The sequence below is a fragment of the Austwickia chelonae NBRC 105200 genome, assembly GCF_000298175.1.
GTDB classification, from domain to species: domain Bacteria; phylum Actinomycetota; class Actinomycetes; order Actinomycetales; family Dermatophilaceae; genus Austwickia; species Austwickia chelonae.
Genome location: NZ_BAGZ01000005.1, coordinates 135,880 through 156,459 on the forward strand (window position 1 = coordinate 135,880; position 20,580 = coordinate 156,459).

13 protein-coding genes and 1 tRNA gene are annotated in these 20,580 nt (G+C 62.3%); 5 read left to right on the plus strand and 9 right to left on the minus strand.

Annotation, left to right across the window (positions count from 1 at the left end; all coding sequences use genetic code 11):
• Nucleotides 1–11: 11 nt before the first annotated feature.
• Nucleotides 12–527, plus strand: coding sequence for a roadblock/LC7 domain-containing protein (locus AUCHE_RS03920; protein WP_006501978.1), 516 nt, complete (start codon nucleotides 12–14; stop codon nucleotides 525–527).
• A 69-nt stretch (nucleotides 528–596) separates the two neighbouring features.
• Here the strand turns inward: AUCHE_RS03920 and coaE are convergent, their stop codons facing one another.
• From coaE to rpsA, 3 genes are all read right to left on the minus strand, one after another.
• A complete protein-coding gene (coaE, locus tag AUCHE_RS03925) occupies nucleotides 597–1,790 on the minus strand; it encodes a dephospho-CoA kinase (RefSeq protein ID WP_006501979.1) in 1,194 nt (397 codons plus the stop codon).
• A gap of 45 nt (nucleotides 1,791–1,835) precedes the next feature.
• Entirely contained in the window at nucleotides 1,836–2,729 is an 894-nt protein-coding gene (locus tag AUCHE_RS03930; RefSeq protein ID WP_006501980.1) for a glycerophosphodiester phosphodiesterase family protein, read from the minus strand.
• Between the two features lie 346 nt (nucleotides 2,730–3,075).
• Nucleotides 3,076–4,533, minus strand: a complete 1,458-nt coding sequence (gene rpsA, locus AUCHE_RS03935) for a 30S ribosomal protein S1 (RefSeq protein ID WP_006501981.1) — start codon at nucleotides 4,531–4,533, stop codon at nucleotides 3,076–3,078.
• Between the two features lie 284 nt (nucleotides 4,534–4,817).
• Here rpsA and AUCHE_RS03940 point away from each other — a divergent pair, with 284 nt between their 5' ends.
• The 3 genes from AUCHE_RS03940 to AUCHE_RS03950 all read left to right on the plus strand — a co-directional run bounded on the left by AUCHE_RS03940 (nucleotide 4,818) and on the right by AUCHE_RS03950 (nucleotide 8,566).
• Nucleotides 4,818–5,702, plus strand: coding sequence for a class I SAM-dependent methyltransferase (locus AUCHE_RS03940; protein ID WP_006501982.1), 885 nt, complete (start codon nucleotides 4,818–4,820; stop codon nucleotides 5,700–5,702).
• A 45-nt stretch (nucleotides 5,703–5,747) separates the two neighbouring features.
• The gene (locus AUCHE_RS03945) at nucleotides 5,748–7,451 is read left to right on the plus strand and encodes a formate--tetrahydrofolate ligase (protein ID WP_006501983.1); all 1,704 of its coding nucleotides are present in this window, start codon (nucleotides 5,748–5,750) and stop codon (nucleotides 7,449–7,451) included.
• A gap of 74 nt (nucleotides 7,452–7,525) precedes the next feature.
• On the plus strand, nucleotides 7,526–8,566 hold the full coding sequence (locus tag AUCHE_RS03950) for an alpha/beta hydrolase (protein ID WP_006501984.1): 1,041 nt from the start codon (nucleotides 7,526–7,528) through the stop codon (nucleotides 8,564–8,566).
• A gap of 51 nt (nucleotides 8,567–8,617) precedes the next feature.
• On the opposite strand, the gene polA is transcribed toward AUCHE_RS03950, so the two are convergent.
• On the minus strand, nucleotides 8,618–11,290 hold the full coding sequence (gene polA, locus AUCHE_RS03955; protein WP_006501985.1) for a DNA polymerase I: 2,673 nt from the start codon (nucleotides 11,288–11,290) through the stop codon (nucleotides 8,618–8,620).
• 116 nt (nucleotides 11,291–11,406) lie between these two features.
• On the opposite strand from polA, the gene AUCHE_RS03960 reads away from it, so the two are divergent.
• Nucleotides 11,407–11,829, plus strand: coding sequence for a PaaI family thioesterase (locus AUCHE_RS03960; RefSeq protein ID WP_006501986.1), 423 nt, complete (start codon nucleotides 11,407–11,409; stop codon nucleotides 11,827–11,829).
• Nucleotides 11,830–11,920: 91 nt separating this feature from the next.
• On the opposite strand, the gene AUCHE_RS03965 is transcribed toward AUCHE_RS03960, so the two are convergent.
• From AUCHE_RS03965 to gltB, 5 genes are all read right to left on the minus strand, one after another.
• Nucleotides 11,921–12,592 carry an ANTAR domain-containing response regulator gene (locus tag AUCHE_RS03965; protein ID WP_006501987.1) on the minus strand — a complete coding sequence of 224 codons (672 nt, stop codon included), beginning with the start codon at nucleotides 12,590–12,592 and terminating at the stop codon, nucleotides 11,921–11,923.
• A gap of 142 nt (nucleotides 12,593–12,734) precedes the next feature.
• A tRNA-Leu gene (locus AUCHE_RS03970) sits at nucleotides 12,735–12,817 on the minus strand.
• Nucleotides 12,818–12,919: 102 nt separating this feature from the next.
• The gene (gene pyk / locus AUCHE_RS03975; RefSeq protein ID WP_006501988.1) at nucleotides 12,920–14,338 is read right to left on the minus strand and encodes a pyruvate kinase; all 1,419 of its coding nucleotides are present in this window, start codon (nucleotides 14,336–14,338) and stop codon (nucleotides 12,920–12,922) included.
• A 132-nt stretch (nucleotides 14,339–14,470) separates the two neighbouring features.
• The gene (locus tag AUCHE_RS03980; protein ID WP_006501989.1) at nucleotides 14,471–15,928 is read right to left on the minus strand and encodes a glutamate synthase subunit beta; all 1,458 of its coding nucleotides are present in this window, start codon (nucleotides 15,926–15,928) and stop codon (nucleotides 14,471–14,473) included.
• Nucleotides 15,921–20,468 carry a glutamate synthase large subunit gene (gltB, locus tag AUCHE_RS03985; RefSeq protein ID WP_006501990.1) on the minus strand — a complete coding sequence of 1,516 codons (4,548 nt, stop codon included), beginning with the start codon at nucleotides 20,466–20,468 and terminating at the stop codon, nucleotides 15,921–15,923. Before gltB ends, AUCHE_RS03980 begins: the two co-directional genes overlap by 8 nt.
• Between the last annotated feature and the right edge of the window lie 112 nt (nucleotides 20,469–20,580).

Below are 20,580 nucleotides of genomic sequence, written 5' to 3' on the forward strand. Positions count from 1 at the left end.
AGGAGCAGTACGTGAGCACCGAAACGGCCGATGACGACGCGCAGCTTGGTTCGTCCCTGGCCAATGACGATGATGCCCATCATGAAGTCCACATGCATGAAGGGATCGCTACCCAGTGGGAACTGTGGTCGACCATCATTGGTAAGACCGCGTTGCCTCGGCTCGAGCAACTCCGTGAACATCTTCCGACGATGACCTCAGCTATTCTCAGCACTGCTGACGGTCTCAACTTGTGCGCTGTCGGTATCTCACCGGAAAATGTCGGTCGGCTGGCCGCCTTGAACAGCTCGATGTTTGCGGTCTCTTCAGCCCAGACGGAGATCGTGCAGGGCGATGAAGCATCGCCGATGAAAACCTTGGTTCACCTGACCTCTGAGACCACGCACACCGTGATGGTGAGCCTGGTCCAAGAACCGTTGGGGCATCTTCTCCTGGCAGTCAGCGCCCGGGATGTTCCGTTGGGGACAGTGGTGGTCAATGTTCGCAATGCGGCAGAGGACATCCGGACCTGGCTCAGCGGAGGCTGAGATCAGCTTCGTCTCCAACTTCGACGAGCGCCTCGCCCGTGTGTGGGAGGCATCGGATCAGAGAGTGTCCTACGAACGCCATCCTGTTTTCTGTGCCCAGGCGGTGATACGTGGCCATATCTCTTCGAACCATGGCTCCTTGGCATCGGCATAGGCCCGTGCAGAGTCGCTTTGAGCTGACAAAGCATTTTTGACCTCGACATACTCGTCAGCGGCGTCTGGGTTCGCGCGCAACCAATCACGGAAGAGCAGTGCGGACTGCCATCCCGCGCTGTCGGCTTCACGTACATGAATGTGTACGATCCGGCCGGGGTCGCAGGACCCGTGGAAGCGTTTCACCCACAACGAGGGGTCCAACAGCTCACCGGTCGGGTGGTCCATCCGGATCTTGTCGACCCTCGGAAAGCCTGCCCGGGCCAATGCTTCGACGAATTCGGGGTCATCTGCGCTCCGCAGATCGGTCACGCCGATTTGGATATCGATGACATCCTTGCCAGGCATACCTGGCACCGATGTTGAACCCACATGCTCCAGCTCCGGAGCTCGAGCACCGAGGATCCTACTCAATCTTTCGATGACCCGTTCGGCCTGTTGCGGCCACTCATCCTTATATGAGCTGGTCACCGGGAGATCCTGTTGAACGTGAAGCCGGCCTTGCCACAAATTTTCTTCGTAGGGGGACAGCCGCTCCGCCCACAGCTGGTCCACGGCCGCTTCCAACTGTTCGAGAGAGCCGTCATTACCGAGGACGACGTCTGCGGCAGCTGTCCGTTGCTCATCTCCTGCTTGGTGAGCCATCCGAGCCAACGCATCGGCCTCAGGCATCCCCCGTAGGCCGGTCAACCGCTGCACCCTGGTCTCGGGGGAAGCCTCGACCACCACTACAAGGTGGTAGTCCGGGCCGAGGTGGTTCTCCACCAGCAGAGGAACGTCGTGCACCACGATGCTCTGTTCACCTGTCGTGGCGAGCAGCTCAGCGGTACGTGCCGCCACCAGGGGGTGGGTGATCGACTCTAGATCGGCCCGAGCTTTCTCGTCGTCGAAAACAATACTGGCCAAAGCACGACGGTCCAGCTCGCCGTGCGGCCCGATGACATCGTCACCGAAACGCAGACGCACCTGTTCTAGGCCAGATGTCCCCGGCGAGACGACCTCGCGTGCCAAAGCATCGGCGTCGATGACCACCGCGCCATGCTGCGCAAGCCGCCGAGCGACCGTCGATTTCCCCGAACCGATTCCGCCGGTAAGCCCTACGTGCAACATGACATCACTCTAGGTCCGTCGGGCCGGTCATGGGAGCTTTGCGTATCAGCGTGGTTCGATCGTGACTCCGCGCAGCTGCTCCGGGTAGTTGGTGACGATCCCATCCACGCCTGCTCTGATCAGGGCTGTCTGTTCACCGGGTACATCAACGGTCCAAGGAACCACGGCCAGTCCCAAGGCATGTGCCCGATCGATCAGAGCTCTGTCGACGACGATCCTCCCGTCTTCGTCCCGTAACCGTGGTGCGATGGCGTGTGCTCCGAGCCGATACGCCGCCAACGCGGCATCGCCGCCGTTCAGGTCGTAAGTGTTCTCCCCGACGTGGATACTCCCGGGGAGCCACGTCTCACCGTGCGCGACCAGAGCTGATCGAGGAAGATCCGGAGCCAGGTTCGTGATGAGGCGCAGACACTCCCAGTCGAAGCTGTGCATGGTCACCCTTTCCCGGACCCGGGCAGCGTCGACAGCTTCCAGAACCGCATCCACGATGGCCCGTCGGCGTGCCGCCTGGAGGGGATCGAAGGACTCCAATTTGATCTCGACCGTGAACCAGATCTCGGGCGAGAGCCGGGAAAGTCGGTTGAATAGATCTGCCAGGCCCAGCATCCTCAGATATCGACCACGGCGTTGTCTGGGGAAACGTGCATCGAGTACCCCGCCTACCTCGACCTGTTGAAGTTGGTCGAAGGTCAGTTCGTCGATCCGGCGTCCGTAGAGACGCTGATCCCACGCCTGGATTTCTCGCGGGGTGATCTCCATGTCATGCCAGACGACCGGAACCCCGTCCTTGGTGACTCGCACATCGAGTTCCATGTTCATGGAACCGCAGTGAACAGCATCTTCGAAGGCCGACCAGGTGTTACCGACGTAGTACCCCTGGGCTCCGGCATGCGCCTGTATATCGAAGTGCCCTCGATGCCAGGGTCCTCGTACTGCCATGACAATGACACCTTCCGATCATGTAGGGGGAAGAGCAGGGGTCTCTTCTGAATCGAGGCAGGAGAACCAGGCCCTGTAGGGACAGCCTGGTCTTCGCGGGGTTGAGGGAGCGCTGAGGGATCTTGTTCGGGACGGGAGAATATGGCCGCTGTCGGTCACGGTAACGGTCGAGGAGACGGCTCGATGCAGAACTTGGCCCGAGGTTCGAAGAAATCAGAGGGAGGTCGACCGTCGGCGCAAAAGGGTCTCCCCCGGTCGTTTACCGGGGGAGACCCTTTTGACGATAGGTGTGTGCGGACCTAGGTCCTCGTCACACGACCATGTCGGAGAATGTCGTCTCCGACACTCAGTTGCCGGTCAGCTTCTCACGAAGCGCAGCGAGCGCCTCGTCAGAGGCGAGCGTTCCTTCGGCCGGTGCTGCGCTAGCAGCCGCACCGGAGGAGTAGGAAGCCGGAGCAGCCTCTCCTGCGACCGCTGCGTCGGCGTCGGCCTTGAGAGCCTCCTCGACCTGAGCGCGGTGCGCTTCCCAACGGGCGTGGGCATCGGCGTACTGCTTCTCCCAGCGCTCGCGAGCCGCTTCGTGGCCGGGCAGCCACTCGTTGGTCTCGGGGTCGAAGCCCTCGGGGTACTTGTAGTTGCCCTGCTCGTCGTATTCGGCGGCCATGCCGTACAGCGTGGGGTCGAACTCGTTCGTCGCGACAGCGGCGTCGTTGGCCTGCTTGAGCGAGAGCGAGATGCGGCGGCGCTCCAGGTCGATGTCGATGACCTTGACGAAGATGTCGGTTCCGACGGTGACGACCTGCTCCGGCAGCTCCACGTGACGCTCGGCCAGCTCGGAGATGTGGACCAGACCTTCGATCCCGTCGTCGACGCGGACGAAGGCACCGAACGGGACGAGCTTGGTGACCTTACCCGGGACGACCTGGCCGATGGCGTGGGTGCGGGCGAAGTGCTGCCACGGGTCTTCCTGGGTGGCCTTGAGCGACAGAGAGACGCGTTCGCGGTCCATGTCGACGTCGAGGACCTCGACGGTGACCTCCTGGCCGACCTCGACGACCTCGGAGGGGTGGTCGATGTGCTTCCAGGACAGCTCGGAAACGTGAACCAGTCCGTCGACGCCGCCAAGGTCCACGAAGGCACCGAAGTTGACGATCGAGGAAACCTGGCCCGTGCGGACCTGGCCCTTCTGGAGCTCCTTGAGGAAGGTCGTACGCACTTCGGACTGGGTCTGCTCCAGCCATGCGCGGCGGGACAGGACCACGTTGTTGCGGTTCTTGTCCAGCTCGATGATCTTGGCCTCGATCTCTTTGCCGACATACGGCTGGAGGTCGCGAACGCGGCGCATCTCGACGAGCGAGGCAGGGAGGAAGCCGCGGAGGCCGATGTCCAGGATGAGTCCACCCTTGACGACCTCGATGACGGTGCCGGTGACGACGCCGTCCTCTTCCTTGATCTTCTCGATCGTTCCCCAGGCGCGTTCGTACTGAGCGCGCTTCTTGGAGAGGATCAGGCGGCCTTCCTTGTCCTCCTTCTGGAGAACGAGGGCCTCGACCTCGTCACCGACGGTGACGACCTCGCCCGGGTCGACATCGTGCTTAATGGACAGCTCGCGAGAGGGGATGACGCCCTCTGTCTTGTAGCCGATGTCGAGGAGGACCTCGTCGCGGTCGACCTTGACGATCACTCCTTCGACGATGTCTCCGTCGTTGAAGTGCTTGATGGTGGCGTCGATCGCCGCGAGCAGGTCCTCTTCAGAACCGATGTCGTTGATCGCGATCTCGTTGGTGGCCGGGCTGGCAGTCATGTAGTCGGGGCTCCGATTGGTGGACAGGACGTCAAGGGGCACGGATATCGGACCCGTACCCCGGCTTACAGGGATGTTCGTTGTGCCTGCCACTTCGCGTGCCCAACAGAACCCCGCTATTCCGGAAGTTCGGCTGGTACCAGCGAGTGACAAACACATGAAGTGACACGCGCGCACGCGTATCCGCTGATCCACCCTATCGGGTGGCGCCCATCCGGGCAAAGCGGAGCACGCCCCTCCTCTGCAGATACGCCGACACAGGCCTCTTGGGCAAAACTGGACACATGACGACCGGCAGCCTTCAGGACCACGGATCACCTACTCATGACGCAGGCTACAGAGCTGCAGGCCAGGCGGAGAGCGTCACAGGCAACAGGAGATGGTGGGATGCCGAAGCCACCGACTACTACCAGGAACACGGCGCATTCCTCGGCGACCGCGAACTCGTATGGGGTCCTGAAGGCCTCCGGGAGTCCGACGCACGCCTGCTCGGTGAGGTCCGAGGCCAGGACGTCCTCGAGATCGGATGCGGAGCAGCCCAAGGTGCCCGATGGGTCACCACGGCCGGCGGACGAGTCGTGGCCACAGACCTCTCCCAAGGCATGCTGGCACAGGCCAGGAAGATCGACACCGGCAACGATTCACCCCGCCCCGTCTACGTACAGTGCGACGCCTGCGCACTCCCCTTCGCCGATGAAACCTTCGACATCGCGTTCTCCGCCTACGGCGCCGTCCCCTTCGTCGCGGACAGCGCAAAACTGATGCAAGAGGTCGCACGTGTCCTTCGACCAGGTGGACGCTGGATCTTCTCCGTCACACACCCACTACGCTGGTCTTTCCCCGACGCGCCCGGCCCAGCAGGTCTGACCGTCCACCGCTCTTATTTCGACCGCACCCCCTATGTCGAACGTGTCGGCACAGAAGTTACTTACGCCGAACACCATCGAACCCTGGCCGACCGGGTCGGTGAGCTCCTCCAAGCAGGATTCGTCCTCACCGGGCTATCCGAACCAGAGTGGCCCGAAGGACACGAAACAACATGGGGCGGATGGTCTCCGCTACGAGGGCGTCTCATCCCGGGAACGCTCATCCTGACCGCAGAACGCCCCAGAACCTCGGAACAGAGCAAAGTCGACGTAGCAGGACAAGCCCCTTCACCAGCGAATTAAGCAAAACAGCTGCGCGCGCCCTGCCGGACTTGTCACGATGCCCCCGTGAGCACATCACTGCCTTCAGACCTGGAGATCGCCCGACGGACCGTTCTGGCACCACTCGGCCAGATCGCCCTGGACGCAGGCATCGCCGCCGATCATCTGGAACCCTACGGACATGCCGTGGCCAAGATCGCCGACACCGCCCTCAGCGCCATGTCAGAGCGACCACGCGCTAAATACATCGTCGTCACTGCCATCACCCCGACACCACTCGGAGAAGGCAAGACCACCACTGCGGTCGGCCTAGCGCAGGGTTTCAAGCACCTGGGGAAACAGGCCACCCTCGCACTGCGGCAGCCGTCCATGGGCCCGACCTTCGGCATCAAAGGCGGAGCAGCCGGCGCCGGGTACAGCCAGGTCGTCCCCATGGAGACGCTCAACCTGCACCTCACCGGCGACTTCCACGCCATCACCGCAGCACACAACATGTTGTCCGCAATGCTTGACAATCATCTCCATCACGGCAACGAACTCGGGATCGACCCCCGGCGCATCTCCTGGCGACGTGTCGTCGACATCAACGACCGCTCCCTACGGAATGTTGTGCTCGGCCTAGGCGCCCGGATCGACGGGGTCCCTCGGCAGTCTGGCTTCGACATCACAGCGGCTTCAGAGGTCGGAGTGGCGCTCGCACTCGCGACATCCCTGCAGGACCTGCGCCGTAGGCTCGGCCGGATCGTGGTGGGATACACCTTCGACGGGGCTCCCGTCACCGCCGAAGACCTCAAAGCGGCCGGCGCCATGACAGTGATCATGCGGGACGCCGTGAAACCCAACCTGATGCAGACGATCGAACACACACCAGTACTGATCCACGCAGGTCCCTTCGGCAATATCGCCACCGGAAACAGTTCGATCATCGCCGATCTCGTCGGAATCCGTATGGGTGACTATCTCATCACCGAAGCAGGTTTCGGATCGGACATGGGCGCCGAACGTTTCTTCAACGTCAAGTGCCGTGAATCAGGCCTGCAACCAGACGCGGCCGTGCTGGTAGTGACCGTACGAGCGTTGAAGACCCACTCCGGACGGTACAAGGTGACCGCAGGTAAGCCGCTGCCTGCAGCCATGCTCGAGGAGAACCCGGACGATGTCCGCGCGGGCGCAGACAACCTGCGAAAGCATCTGCAGATCCTCTCCGGGTTCGGTATCTCCCCCGTCGTCGCCATCAATGTCTTTCCCGACGACCATGAGAGCGAGCACGAAGTGATCCGTGAGATCGCCCGGGAATCGAACGCACGTGTTGCCACCAGTACCCATGTCGTCGACGGTGGTGCCGGTGCCGTGGCGCTCGCCGAAGCCGTCGCCGCTGCCTGTGACGAACCCCATGATTTCCGCTATTCCTACGAGCTCGACATGCCTTTGAAGGACAAACTCACCGCGGTGGCCACCAAGGTCTACGGCGCGGACCATGTCGCCTATGCGCCCGAAGCCGAGAAAAACCTCGCTGAGTTCGAACGGCTGGGATACGGCGGAATGCCCGTCGTGATGGCGAAGACCCACCTGTCGATCTCCCACGATCCAGCGCTCCGCGGGGCCCCGACCGGGTGGACACTTCCGGTCAGGGAAGTCCGTCTCGCTGCCGGCGCAGGTTACGTCTACGCCATCTGCGGAGAGATGCGTACTATGCCAGGTCTGTCCAAGAGTCCTGCTGCAGAACGCATCGACATCGACGCGGACGGCCAGATCGTCGGACTTTTCTGACCATCTGCCGCAGAGCCCGCCTCTTCCCTACCGATTGCGGTGGCATCGGCTCCGCTCTGCGGCAGCATGGACGGATGACGACCACCCGGGGACCGCAGGAACCCTGCGTCGGATCTCCCACGGCCCGACGTATCCCGTGTTACGACCCCGAGCTGGCGCCCCTGGCCGCGCAGGGATCGGTCGACGGACACAGCCTCCGGGCCGAGGACATACCCCGATTGCGAGCCCTCACCGATCACTGGCGTCCGCGACCGGAGACCCTCCGACGTTCCGGACGGGTATGGCCGGAAGAACGGACGGTCCCCGGTCGCGAGGGTCACCCGGACGTACCCGTCGTTCTCCTGTGGCCAACCACCCCGTACACCGGCCCCCGGCCCGCGCTCCTGGCCTGCCACGGCGGAGGCATGGTCACCGGTACCGCCTACAGCGGAACTCCTGCGCTCGCGCTGTGGGTGGAGGAGCTCGGTGTGGTCGTGTTCTCCGTCGGATACCGGCTGGCACCCGAATATCGACATCCGGCCGCAGTGGAAGACGTGATGACTGTCTGGTCATGGATGCACGCACATGCCGAGGACTTGGGCTTAGATCCTGCACGATCGGGCGTCTTCGGAGTGAGTGCAGGTGCTTGCCTGGCGGCGTCTTTCTCACTACAGGCCCGTGATCTGCGTCTCCCCTCCCCCAGGTACCAGATCTTGCAGGACGCGATGTTGGACGACCGCCATCACCGACCGTCGACCTTCGAACACATGGATTCCGGCGTATGGGACCGGATCAGCTCGTGTACAGCGTGGGAGTCCTACCTCGGGCCGGCTGTCGCCCGGGAGGAGGTCTCCTTCTACGCCGCACCCGGCCGAGCAGCTGATCATCCTGAAGTTCTACGGGGACTACCGTCCACTTTCCTCGATGTCGGCACCGAGGACCTCTTCCGGGACGATGTCCTCGCCTTCGGCGCGGCGCTCGTCGGGGCGGGTGTTCCCACGGAGATGCATCTGTGGGCGGGTGGGTGGCACGGTTTCTCCGAGATGGCTCCCCATGTTCGGTTGGCTCAGGACGCGAACGAAGCACGGAGACGTTTCCTCGCGCGCCGGCTGGCGGAGGGGTCAGGAGACGTCTGACCCGCTGAGCCCTCACCTGCCCGAGGTGTTTTTCCGTGGGGTGTCCCGAAGTCAGTGTTCGGCATCGAACCAGCTCCGGCCCATCCCGACGTTGACCTCCAGGGGTACGTCCAATGCCGCTGCGGCACCCATCTCACGTCGAACCAGATCTTCGACTCTGAGCTCCTCCCCTTGCGCTATTTCGAGGACAAGTTCGTCGTGCACCTGGAGCAGGATGCGTGAGGAGAGCCTTTCTTTCCTGAGGGCTGAGTCAACCTGGAGCATCGCTGATTTCATGACATCGGCGGCGGAGCCCTGGATGGGCGCGTTCAAAGCCATCCTTTCGGCCATCTCCCGACGTTGACGACTCGTCGACATCAGATCCGGCAGATAACGTCGACGCCCCATCATGGTCTCGGTATATCCCTGCTTCCGCGCGGTGTCGACCACTGACTTCAGGTAGTCTCGCACGCCTCCGAAACGGGAAAAATAAGTCTCCATCAGCGAGTTCGCCTCAATGGTGGAGATCGACAGCTGCTTCGACAGGCCAAAGGCGGACAGACCGTAGGCCAGCCCGTAGCTCATCGCCTTCACCTTGGCACGCATGGCGCTGGTGACTTGCTCCGGCTCCACATCGAAGACCCGCGAGCCGACGAAACGATGGAGGTCCTCCCCGGCCCGATAGGCCTCGATCAAGCCTTCATCCTGGGACATATGCGCCATGATCCGCATCTCGATCTGGCTGTAATCGGCAGACATCAAGGAAGCAAAACCGTCTCCGACCACGAAAGCAGATCGGATACGTCGACCTTCCTCGGTCCGGATCGGGATGTTCTGCAAGTTCGGGTCGGTCGAGGACAGGCGCCCGGTGGCGGCGATCGTCTGCATGTATGTGGTGTGGATCCGGCCGTCGTCGGCGACAGCTTTGAGCAGTCCTTCAACGGTGACCCGGAGTTTCGCCGCATCCCGATGGCGCAGGAGCGCTTCCAGGAAGGGATCCCCGGTCTTCGCGAAGAGATCGGTGAGGGCTTCGGCATCCGTCGTGTATCCGGTCTTGGTCTTCCGGGTCCGTGGAAGACCCTTCTTCTCGAAAAGCACCACTTGGAGCTGTTTGGGCGAGCCCAGGTTCACCTCTTCACCGTCATTGGCGGCCCAGGCATCCCGCTGCGCGCGGGCGAGTTTCTCGGCGAACTGGGATTCCAACTCGGTCAGGACGGACGGATCCACCGCGATACCGGTCGACTCCATCCTGGTCAGGACAGGCACCGTGGGCAGTTCGATCTCTGACAGCAGTCGCAGGCTCTCGGTCTCCTCGAGGACGATGTCCAAGGCGGCTGCGAGATCCAACACTGCTCGAGCTTGTTGCATCGATTCCTGAGCGGCCTCGTCCTGGTCGGTGGCGAAGTCGAACATGCCCTGTTCCGCGGAGCTCTTCTCCGCGTGGAGTTCCCGTTGAAGATGCCGAACCACCAGGTCTGCCAAGTCGTAGGATCGCTGGTCCGGACGGACGAGATAGGCCGCCAGAGCAGTGTCGTGCACGATGCCGGCCAGTTCGTACCCTCTTGACCCGAGTGCGTGGACCTGAGGTTTTGCCTCGTGCAGACATTTCGGCCGATGCTCGTCCGCGAACCAGGCAGCGAGCGCGGCGTCGCTCTTCGGATCCAAGGCGGTCAGGTCGATATAGGCGGATTCTGTGGAGCTGGACAGCGCCACGGCTTCGGCGTCGCCTTGTCCTCTGGCCCAGGATCCGATCACGACGACGCCGGTGCGTTCTTTGCCTGCATGTCGTGCCAGCCAGGCTTCGATTTCGGAGTTGTCGAGGACGCGTCCCGGAGTCTCTGGCGCTTTCTCACTGGTCGGCGCGGAGTCCGGCAGAGTCGAGAAGAGTCGCTCCCGTAGAACCCTGAACTCCAAACTGTCGAAAATCTGATGGACCCTCTCCCGGTCCCAGGGCCGCCGGGCCGTCTGGTCGAGAGCGATCGGCAGGGGGACTTCACGCACCAGCTGGTTGAGTCGACGATTTCGCCGGACGGCGTCGATGTGTGTCCGGAGATTGTCTGCAACTTTCCCTTTGATGTCTCCGTCCTGGGCCGCCTCGAGGACCCCGGTGAGATCTCCGTACTTGCTCAGCCATTTCGCGGCGGTTTTGGGGCCGACTCCAGGCACTCCTGGCAGGTTGTCTGCGGTCTCCCCCACCAGGGCTGCCAGGTCGCTGTACCGGCCGGGCGCGACCCCATATTTTTCGACGACGGACTCGGGCGTCATCCGCGCGAGCTCGGAGACCCCTTTGATCGGGTACAGCAAGGTCGTGGTCTCGTCGACCAGTTGAAGGGCGTCGCGATCGCCGGAGACGATCAGCGTCTCCATTCCTTCACCGGCTGCGGAGGTCGCCAAGGTGGCGATGATGTCATCCGCTTCGAAACCATCGGTCTGGACGTACGGGATGCATAGGGCGTCCAACACTTCCTGGATCAAGTCGACTTGGCCACGGAACTCTTCGGGGGTCTGTGAACGCCCGGCTTTGTATTCCGGGTACTCCTTCGCGCGGAAGGTTTGCCGGGACAGGTCGAAAGCCACCGCCAGGTGAGATGGTTCCTCTGCACGGAGAAGATTGATCAGCATCGAGGTGAACCCGTAGACAGCATTGGTGTGTTGGCCGGTGCTGGTGGCGAAGTTCTCTGCGGGCAGGGCGAAGAAGGCTCGGTATGCGAGCGAGTGTCCGTCGAGAAGAAGGAGTCGGTTCACATGTGGCAGCCTAGGCCCACCAGCTGACAACCACGAAGAACCCTCCGGGGCCTAGCGGACGATGTTGCCCCGCCCGAGGAGTCGTCGATGGTGGACGAGACAGGATGAGTGGTTCCATGGGCCAGTCCGAGGGATTCGACGGTCTTCTTCCTCTGGAGGAGACCCTTCTGGGCACGATGGGGATCGACGTGGTCGAGTCCTCGTCAGAACGATGCGTCGCCACGATGCCCGTGACGCCCAACCGGCAGCCTTACGGGCTGTTGCACGGTGGTGCGAATGCTGCTTTGGCTGAAACAGTCGGATCGATAGCTGCGGCCCACCACGCTTCTCGATATGGACGAGTGGCTGTTGGCGTGGAACTGAACTGCACCCATCATCGGGCGGTCAGAGCAGGACTGGTGCGTGCTGTGGCGACGCCGTTGCACGCCGGTGGAAGTCTGGCGACCTATGCCGTCGAGATCGAGGACGGCCAGGGACGTCTGGTCTGTACCGCCAGGCTGTCGTGCATGCTGGTTCAACCTCGACAGGAGGGGGCCTGACCCGGGTTCCTCGGTTATTCCGCGTGACCGGAGGGCCGTCTTTACCCTTGGCGGGAGATCGAGACGGCCCTCCGAGGAGAGCGATATCCCGTCAGCGTTTCTTCTTGCTTCCAGGCAGACCGTCGACGACCAGCTGGGCTACCTCGCGCATTCCGAGCCGGCGATCCATGGCTGTCTTCTGGATCCACCGGAAGGCTTCCGACTCAGTCAGTCCCATCTGTTCCATCAAGACGCCTTTAGCGCGATCGACCGCTTTCCGGGTTTCCAGCCGCTCACCGAGATCTGCGATCTCGGCTTCCAGTGCGTGGAGCTCGACCCAGCGAGAGCGGGCGATGTCCAAGGCTGGGCGTAGGTCATCGATGGTGAAGGGTTTTACCACGTAGGCCATGACACCGGCATCGCGTGCCCGCTCGACCAGATCACGGTCGCTGAAGGCGGTCAACATGACGCAGGGGGCGATCCGTTCTTTGCCGATGACCTCTGCGGCGGTAATGCCGTCCATAACGGGCATCTTGACATCCAAGATGACCAGGTCCGGGCGGTGTTGACGAGACAGTTCGAGCGCGTGTTCTCCGTCGCTGGCCTGACCGACCACCTCGTACCCGCTGTCGGTGAGCATTTCTGCCAGGTCCAACCGGATGAGGGCTTCGTCTTCAGCAACGACGACTCGCAGCAGCCCGGTTGGCTTCTCAGCGGTGGACTCGGTGGAGGTCGCGCGCGACGGCGGCGGCGTAGGGATGGGGTTGGAAGGTGTGTCGGTCACAAAAACATCCTAGATGCGCCATGCCGAGCATCAGTACCGGTGTCGCTTCTCCCCCGGAGAAACTTCAGGAGGAAAACCTGGGCAGCTCAGACCCTCAGGCGGATTATCTCCGGAAGCGGTGAGTCAAAGAAGATCTGAAGAGTGCCGGGAGCGGGACTTGAACCCGCACGACCTTTCGGTCAAAGCATTTTGAGTGCTCCGTGTCTGCCATTCCACCATCCCGGCGTGCCCGCCTACTATACGTCACTCTCGCGGCGCTTCGTACACGGGATGCCTGCAGAGGGCAACGGTCCGGATATTTTTCCGGACCGTTGCCCTGCCCGCTGGTCAGCTGTCGAGGCTGCCCACGACGTGAACCCGCAGAGAGTTCGTGGTACCGCTCACTCCAAAGGGACGCCCGGCGACTACCACCAGGACGTCACCCTGTGTGACGACACCTTCTGCGAGCAGTGCTTGGTCGACAGCTTCGACCATGGTCGACATGTGACTGAACTGCGGAACGATGAATGCACGGATTCCCCAGGTCAAAGTCAGACGACGGGCCGTCTCCGCGTCGGTGGTAAAAGCCAGCATCGGAAGCCCGGAACGCACACGTGACATGCGACGGGCGGAGTCACCCGAGGAAGTGAAACAGACCAGGTACTTCGCCTGGAGAGAGTTACCGATCCTTGCGGCAGCCGCGGTCACCGCACCGCCTACCGTGGAAGGCTCGGTACCTAGCGGGGGGATCCGGGAAAGACCGTGGTCCTCGGTGTTCTCGATGATCCGCGCCATGGTCCTGACGGCATTGATGGGCCAGGACCCGACACTGGTCTCACCGGAGAGCATGATCGCATCTGCTCCGTCGAGCACCGCGTTGGCGCAGTCGCTGGCCTCCGCCCGAGTGGGACGGCTGTTGTCGATCATCGACTCCAGCACCTGAGTGGCAACGATGACCGGCTTGGCCTCTCTGCGGGCCAGTGCGATGGCCTGCTTCTGGACGAGCGGAACCTCTTCCAACGGCATTTCCACGCCGAGGTCACCTCGAGCGACCATGATCCCGTCGAAGGCGCGGATGATCTCTGCAAGATTGGCAACAGCCTGCGGCTTCTCGACCTTGGCCAGGACAGGGCGTCGTACCTGCTCGTCCTCCATGATCTCGTGGCAACGGATGACGTCCCGAGCGTCACGGACGAAGGAGAGCGCGATCCAGTCCGCTCCGATCCGCAGTGCCCAGCGGAGATCTTCCTCGTCCTTCTCCGAGAGTGCCGGCACACTGACGGGAACTCCCGGCAGGTTGATGCCCTTGTTGTTGGAGATGGTGCCGCCCTCGACCACCTCGGTCACGACATCGGTCGGGGTGACCTCGACCGCACGGAGCGTGATCTTGCCGTCGTCGACCAAGAGGGTGTCGCCCGCTCGGACATCTCCTGTCAGGCCCTTGAAGGTGGTGGAGACCCGTTCTCCGTCCCCCTCGATGTCGTCGATGGTGATGGTGAACCGGTCACCTTCGTTCAAGAGAACCGGGCCGGTGGCGAAACGGCCGGTGCGGATCTTCGGGCCTTGAAGGTCCACCAGTACGCCGACCTGGCGGCCGGCCTGCTCTGCCGCACGTCGCACCAGGGCGATGTGACGTTCGGCGTCTTCGTAGGAGCCGTGAGACCGGTTGATACGGGCAACATCCATGCCCGCGTCGACGAGGGCACGGATTTTCTCGGGGGAATCGACGGCAGGTCCGATGGTGCAAACGATTTTGGCGCGACGCATGAATTCCATTCTACGACTGCTCCGTAGATCGTTCTGACCAACGGAGTGGAGGAGCCTGCGTTCTCCGACGAACACGCTACGCCGAGAGGGGAAGTCCCTCTCGGCGAGCGTTCAGCGGTTCGGCTCGACGTCTCAGACCGTCAGGGGACGGTCCCGGGGGCCAACTGGGCGTGGAAGCACCGACGAACCGGTCAGCCATTCATCGACCCCATGGGCGCAGGCCCGGCCTTCGGCAATGGCCCACACGATGAGGGACTGCCCGCGCCCACAGTCCCCGGCCGCGAAGACACCAGGGACAGTACTCATGTAGTTCTGGTCCCTGACCACCTGCCCACGGCCGTCGACTCCCACCCCGAGCTGGGCCACGACCCCGTCCCTCTCCGTCCCGGTGAACCCCATCGCCAGGAGGACCAACTGTGTCGGGAGCTCACGTTCCGTGCCTTCGATCTCCTGAAAGCGCCCGTCCTCCAAACGCACTTCACTCAGTTTCAGGGCGCATAGCTCGCCGTTCTCGTCATTCACGAATTCCTTGGTGTTCACGGCATAGAGACGTTCCCCACCTTCTTCGTGCGCGCTGGCGACCCGGAAGAGGACGGGATAAGTCGGCCAAGGATGAGCCTCATTCCGTGCCGTCGGTGGTTGAGGCATGATCTCCAGGCTGGTCACCGATCTGGCACCCTGCCGTAGAGCAGTGCCGATGCAGTCGGCGCCGGTATCGCCACCACCGATCACGATCACGTCCTTGTCCGTGGCGACGATCTGGTCCTCGATCGGCTGGCCGAGAGCAGATCTGTTCGCCTGAGGAAGATAGTCCATCGCCTGGACCACCCCTCTGCCGTTCCTGCCGGGGATATCGAGATCTCTGGGAATCGTGGACCCGGTGGCGAGGACGATCGCGTCGTAGCGTCGGCGCAGCTCCTGCCCGGTGATTTCCACCCCGATGTCCACTCCTGTCCGGAAACGGGTCCCCTCCGCTCTCATCTGCGCCAACCGACGATCGAGGACACTCTTCTCCATTTTGAACTCGGGGATGCCGTAGCGCAGCAATCCACCGGCTTTGTCAGCACGTTCGAAGACGGCGACGGTATGTCCGGCACGGGTCAGTTGCTGGGCTGCAGACAGTCCCGCCGGTCCGGAGCCAACGATCGCGACAGTTCGCCCGGAGAGTCGTTCCGGAGGCAAAGGAGTGACCCGGCCGTCATCGAAAGCGCGTTCGATGGTGGTGACTTCAACCTGTTTGATAGTCACCGCCTGCTGGTTGATGCCCAGAACACAGGAACTCTCACAAGGCGCGGGGCAGAGCCGTCCGGTGAATTCGGGGAAGTTGTTCGTGGCATGGAGTCGTTCGATCCCCTCCCCCCATCGTCCGCGCCAGGCCAGATCGTTCCACTCGGGAATGATGTTTCCCAGGGGGCAGCCGCTGTGGCAGAAAGGGATGCCGCAGTCCATGCAGCGGCTGGCCTGGTCCCTGAGCTCTTCGACGTCCTGTGACTCGTTGACTTCACGCCAGTCCGTCAACCGGACGGGGACCGGGCGACGCGGGGGGAGCTTGCGCTCACGATGGGTCAGAAAGCCCTGGGGGTCAGCCATGGGACACCTCCATGATCCGCTCCCATACGAGAGCACCGTCGGGATCGAGTCCTTCCTCTTCCGCTGACTGTCGGACGTCGAGGACTCGCTGGTAGGCGCGGGGCAGCACCAACGAGAATCGGTGCTGAGCCTCGGGCCAGGATGTGAGAAGGGCAGCTGCAATCGTGGAACCAGTGGCCTCGACATGGCGGCGCAGTAGGTCTTCCACGCGGTCTCGGTCTGCCGGCCGTAGCGGTAGGACGTCGACGAGGCCACCGTTCACCCGATCGGCGATGAGATCCAGGACGTAGGCGGTTCCTCCCGACATTCCTGCCGCGAAATTACGACCGACCGGACCGAGGATGAGGACCGTACCTCCTGTCATGTATTCACAACCATGGTCGCCGATTCCTTCGGCGACGGCGACCGCACCAGAGTTCCGTACGCAGAAGCGTTCTCCGGCCTGGCCACCCAGGAATATTTCTCCACTGGTGGCGCCATATCCGATGACATTTCCTGCGATCACATTGTCCTCGGCGGAAAAATATGTTCCCTCTGGCGTGCGGATCACGATCCGACCCCCGGAAAGACCTTTTCCGACATAGTCATTTGCTTCACCCCGTAGCTGAATGCTCACACCCGCAGGAAGGAAAGCACCCAGAGACTGACCGGCCTCTCCGGTCAGTCGAAGTTCGATTGCTCCCTTCGGTAGACCCTCGTGGTGGGCTTTAGTGACCTGGTGGCCGAGCATTGTTCCAACCGTCCGGTTCACATTTCTGACATGCGCATCGATACTCACCGGACGACCATGGTCGATAGCTTCTCTAGCCTGTTCGATGAAGTGATTGTCGAGAGCCTGATCCAGTCCGTGATCCTGCTCGCGCGTGCAGTGTCGTGACTGCCCCTCTTGCGGGACCGCCTCAGCAAGCACAGAGGTCAGGTCGAGACCAGAGGCCTTCCAGTGTCCGACGGCGCGACGGATGTCGAGGACGGAAGTCTGACCGACGGCCTCTTCCAAGGTACGAAAACCCAGTTCGGCCAGAATTTCCCGGACCTCTTCGGCAATATATTCGAAGAAGGTCTCCACGAACTCAGGTTTTCCTGAATAGCGTTGCCGAAGTTCTGGATTCTGGGTCGCGATGCCGACCGGGCAGGTGTCCTTGTGGCAGACCCGCATCATGATGCATCCCGACACAACCAGTGGCGCCGTTGCGAAACCAAATTCTTCCGCTCCGAGAAGAGCGGCCACCACAACATCTCTGCCTGTTTTCAACTGACCGTCTGTCTGCACGACGATGCGGTCACGTAATCCGTTCAGGACGAGAGTCTGTTGAGTCTCAGCCAGCCCGATCTCCCAAGGCGCGCCTGCATGTTTCAAGGAGGTCAGTGGAGAAGCCCCGGTCCCGCCGTCGTGTCCGGAGATCAACACCACATCGGCATGGGCTTTGCTGACCCCGGTGGCGACCGTTCCGACGCCGACTTCGGAGACGAGCTTGACGTGGATACGTGCTCGAGGATTCGCATTCTTCAGATCGTGGATCAGCTGCGCCAGATCCTCGATCGAGTAGATGTCATGGTGCGGAGGCGGGCTAATCAGACCGACGCCCGGCGTACTGTGACGGGTCCTGGCCACCCACGGATAGACCTTCTGCCCGGGCAGTTGGCCACCTTCACCAGGCTTGGCGCCTTGGGCCATCTTGATCTGGATGTCATCGGACTCAGTCAGATAGTGGCTCGTGACACCGAAACGTCCTGAAGCAACCTGTTTGACGGCGCTGCGACGCTCCGGATCGAGCAGACGATCAGCGTCCTCCCCACCTTCACCGGTATTCGACTTCCCGCCGATCCGGTTCATCGCGACGGCAAGAGTCTCATGGGCCTCCTTGCTGATCGAGCCGTAGCTCATCGCACCGGTGCTGAATCGCCGTACGATCGCCCCGACCGGCTCGACCTCTTCGAGCGGCACCGGCGTACGACCTGCGGTCGCGAACTCGAAGAGCCCTCGTAGCGTCATGAGCCGACTCGATTGGTCGTTCACTCGAGCGGTGTACTGCTTGAAGAGGTCATACCTACGACTCCGAGTGGAATGCTGCAACCTGAAGACCGTTTCAGGATCGAAGAGATGAGGCTCACCTTCGCGTCGCCACTGGTACTCGCCACCGACCGCCAACTCACGGTGAGCGTTACCCACACCTGAGACCGGATAGGCCACTCGATGACGCGCTGCGACCTCCTGCGCGATGACGTCCAGACCTATCCCACCCAGACGACTCGTGGTCCCGGTGAAATACACGTCGATGACTTCGCGTGACAGCCCGATACATTCGAAGACCTGGGCGCCACGGTAGCTGGCGACCGTCGAGATCCCCATCTTGGACATGACTTTCAGTACACCTTTGCCCAGCGCCTTGATGAGGTTGGCAACGGCTTTCTCGCTGGTCACTTCGGTGATAGCCCGAGACCGGACCATGTCCTCCACGGTTTCCATGGCCAGATAAGGGTTGACAGCAGCCGCGCCGTAACCGACCAACAGAGCGATGTGGTGGACCTCCCGCACGTCCCCGGCTTCTACCAACAGACCCACCTGGGTCCGGGTCTTCTCCCGAATGAGGTGGTGGTGAACCGCTGCGGTAAGGAGCAGCGATGGAATGGGAGCGCGTTCAGCAGTGGAATCCCGGTCCGAGAGCACCACGTAACGGGCGCCTCGGCGGATAGCGCTGGAGACCTCCTTGAAGATCATCTCCAGGCGCTGCCTCATCGCAGCGGCGCCGCCGGCCACATCGTAGAGACCGGAGACGACCACAGTCTTTGTACCCGGTTCATCGTATTCGGCATCGATATGGACGATCTTGGCCAATTCGTCGTTGTCGATCACGGGGAAGGGCAGGACAATCTGCCGGCAATGCCCCTGCGTAGCGTCGAGCACGTTCAGTTCGGGCCCGACGGTCGTCGATACCGAGGTGACCAACTCTTCACGGATGGCATCCAACGGCGGGTTCGTCACCTGGGCAAACAATTGTGTGAAGTAGTCGAAGAGCAGCCTGGGCCTGGTCGACAGCACCGCGATGGGGGTGTCCGTCCCCATGGATCCCAGAGCTTCGGTTCCCTGGACAGCCATCGGCCCGAGGATCAGTCGGAGCTCCTCCGTGGTGTAACCGAAGGTCTGCTGGCGGCGGGCTACCGAGCTGGGCGTGTGGAGGATGTGCTCACGCTCGGGCAGATCTACGAGGTTGACCATCCCCGTCTCCAGCCACTGGCTGTACGGATGCTCTGCGGCCAGCTCGGATTTGATCTCCGCATCGGGCACGATGCGTCCGGCTCCGGTATCGACGAGGAACATCCGCCCTGGAGAGAGCCTCCCTTTCTCCACGATGCGTTCCGGCTCGATGTCCAGGACCCCGGCCTCACTGCCCAGGACCACCAGGCCGTCATCGGTGACCCAGTAACGTCCCGGTCGAAGCCCGTTGCGGTCGAGCACAGCACCGACGAGGGTGCCGTCGGTGAACGTCACACATGCCGGGCCGTCCCAGGGCTCCATGAAACAGCTGTGAAATTCGTAGAACGCCTTGAGCTGGGGACTCATCTCCGCATGGTTCTCCCATGCTTCCGGGATCATCATCAAGATCGCGTGGGGAAGGCTGCGTCCCCCCAGATGCAGGAGTTCAAGAGCTTCGTCGAAGGAGGCCGAGTCCGAAGCGTTCGGGTCACAGATGGGGAAGAGCCGGGCGAGATCTCCGGGGATAAGATCACTGGTGAGCACGGATTCGCGTGCAGCCATCCAGTTCCGATTTCCGCGGACGGTGTTGATCTCGCCGTTATGGGCGATGAGCCGGAAGGGATGAGCCAACGGCCAACTGGGAAATGTGTTCGTGGAGAATCGGCTGTGCACGACGGCCAACTCAGAGGTATACCGCAGGTCGTGCAGATCCGGGTAGAAGTGGTCGAGCTGTTCGGTGGTCAGCATGCCTTTGTAGACGAGGGTCCGCGCCGACAGTGAGGGGAAGTAGATGCCGGCTTCGTGCTCAGAACGTTTGCGTAGGCAGAAAGCGAGTCTGTCCACGGCGATTCCGGTGTATTCCTCACCTTGGCCTGCCGGTGCGACGAAGAGCTGGGCGAAGTGCGGCATGACTTCACGAGCCACTTTGCCGATGGTCTCCTCCTGGACCGGGACATCACGCCATCCCAGGACTTTCAGGCCTTCTTCGACGGCGATCCTCTCGATCTGCTGGACGGAGAGCGAGCGTTCGCTCTCCGAGACCGGAAGAAAAGCGGTGCCGACGGCGTAACGCCCCGCGGGCGGGAGGTCGAAGGCCGTGACTCCGCGGAGGAAGCTGTCAGGTATCTGGGTCAGGATTCCTGCCCCGTCGCCGACAAGAGGGTCCGCGCCTGTGGCGCCTCGGTGGTCGAGATTGCGGAGTGCCTCCAGAGCCTGTTCGACGATGTCGTGTCCAGGGGTGCCTCGCAGTGTGGCGACCATGGCCACACCGCATGCGTCGTGTTCGTAGATCGGGTCGTACAAGCCGGTGGGCGCCGGGATGGCGGAGAAAGCGCGTGCTGACACGTGGCTCACCGTCCTTGAGGTGCGAGGGACCAGGAAGGTCGGTTTCGAAAAAGGATGGAGAGGGCGCAGGTCGCGGCTTGCACCCTCTGGTGGACGACGATGTCCGGTGGCG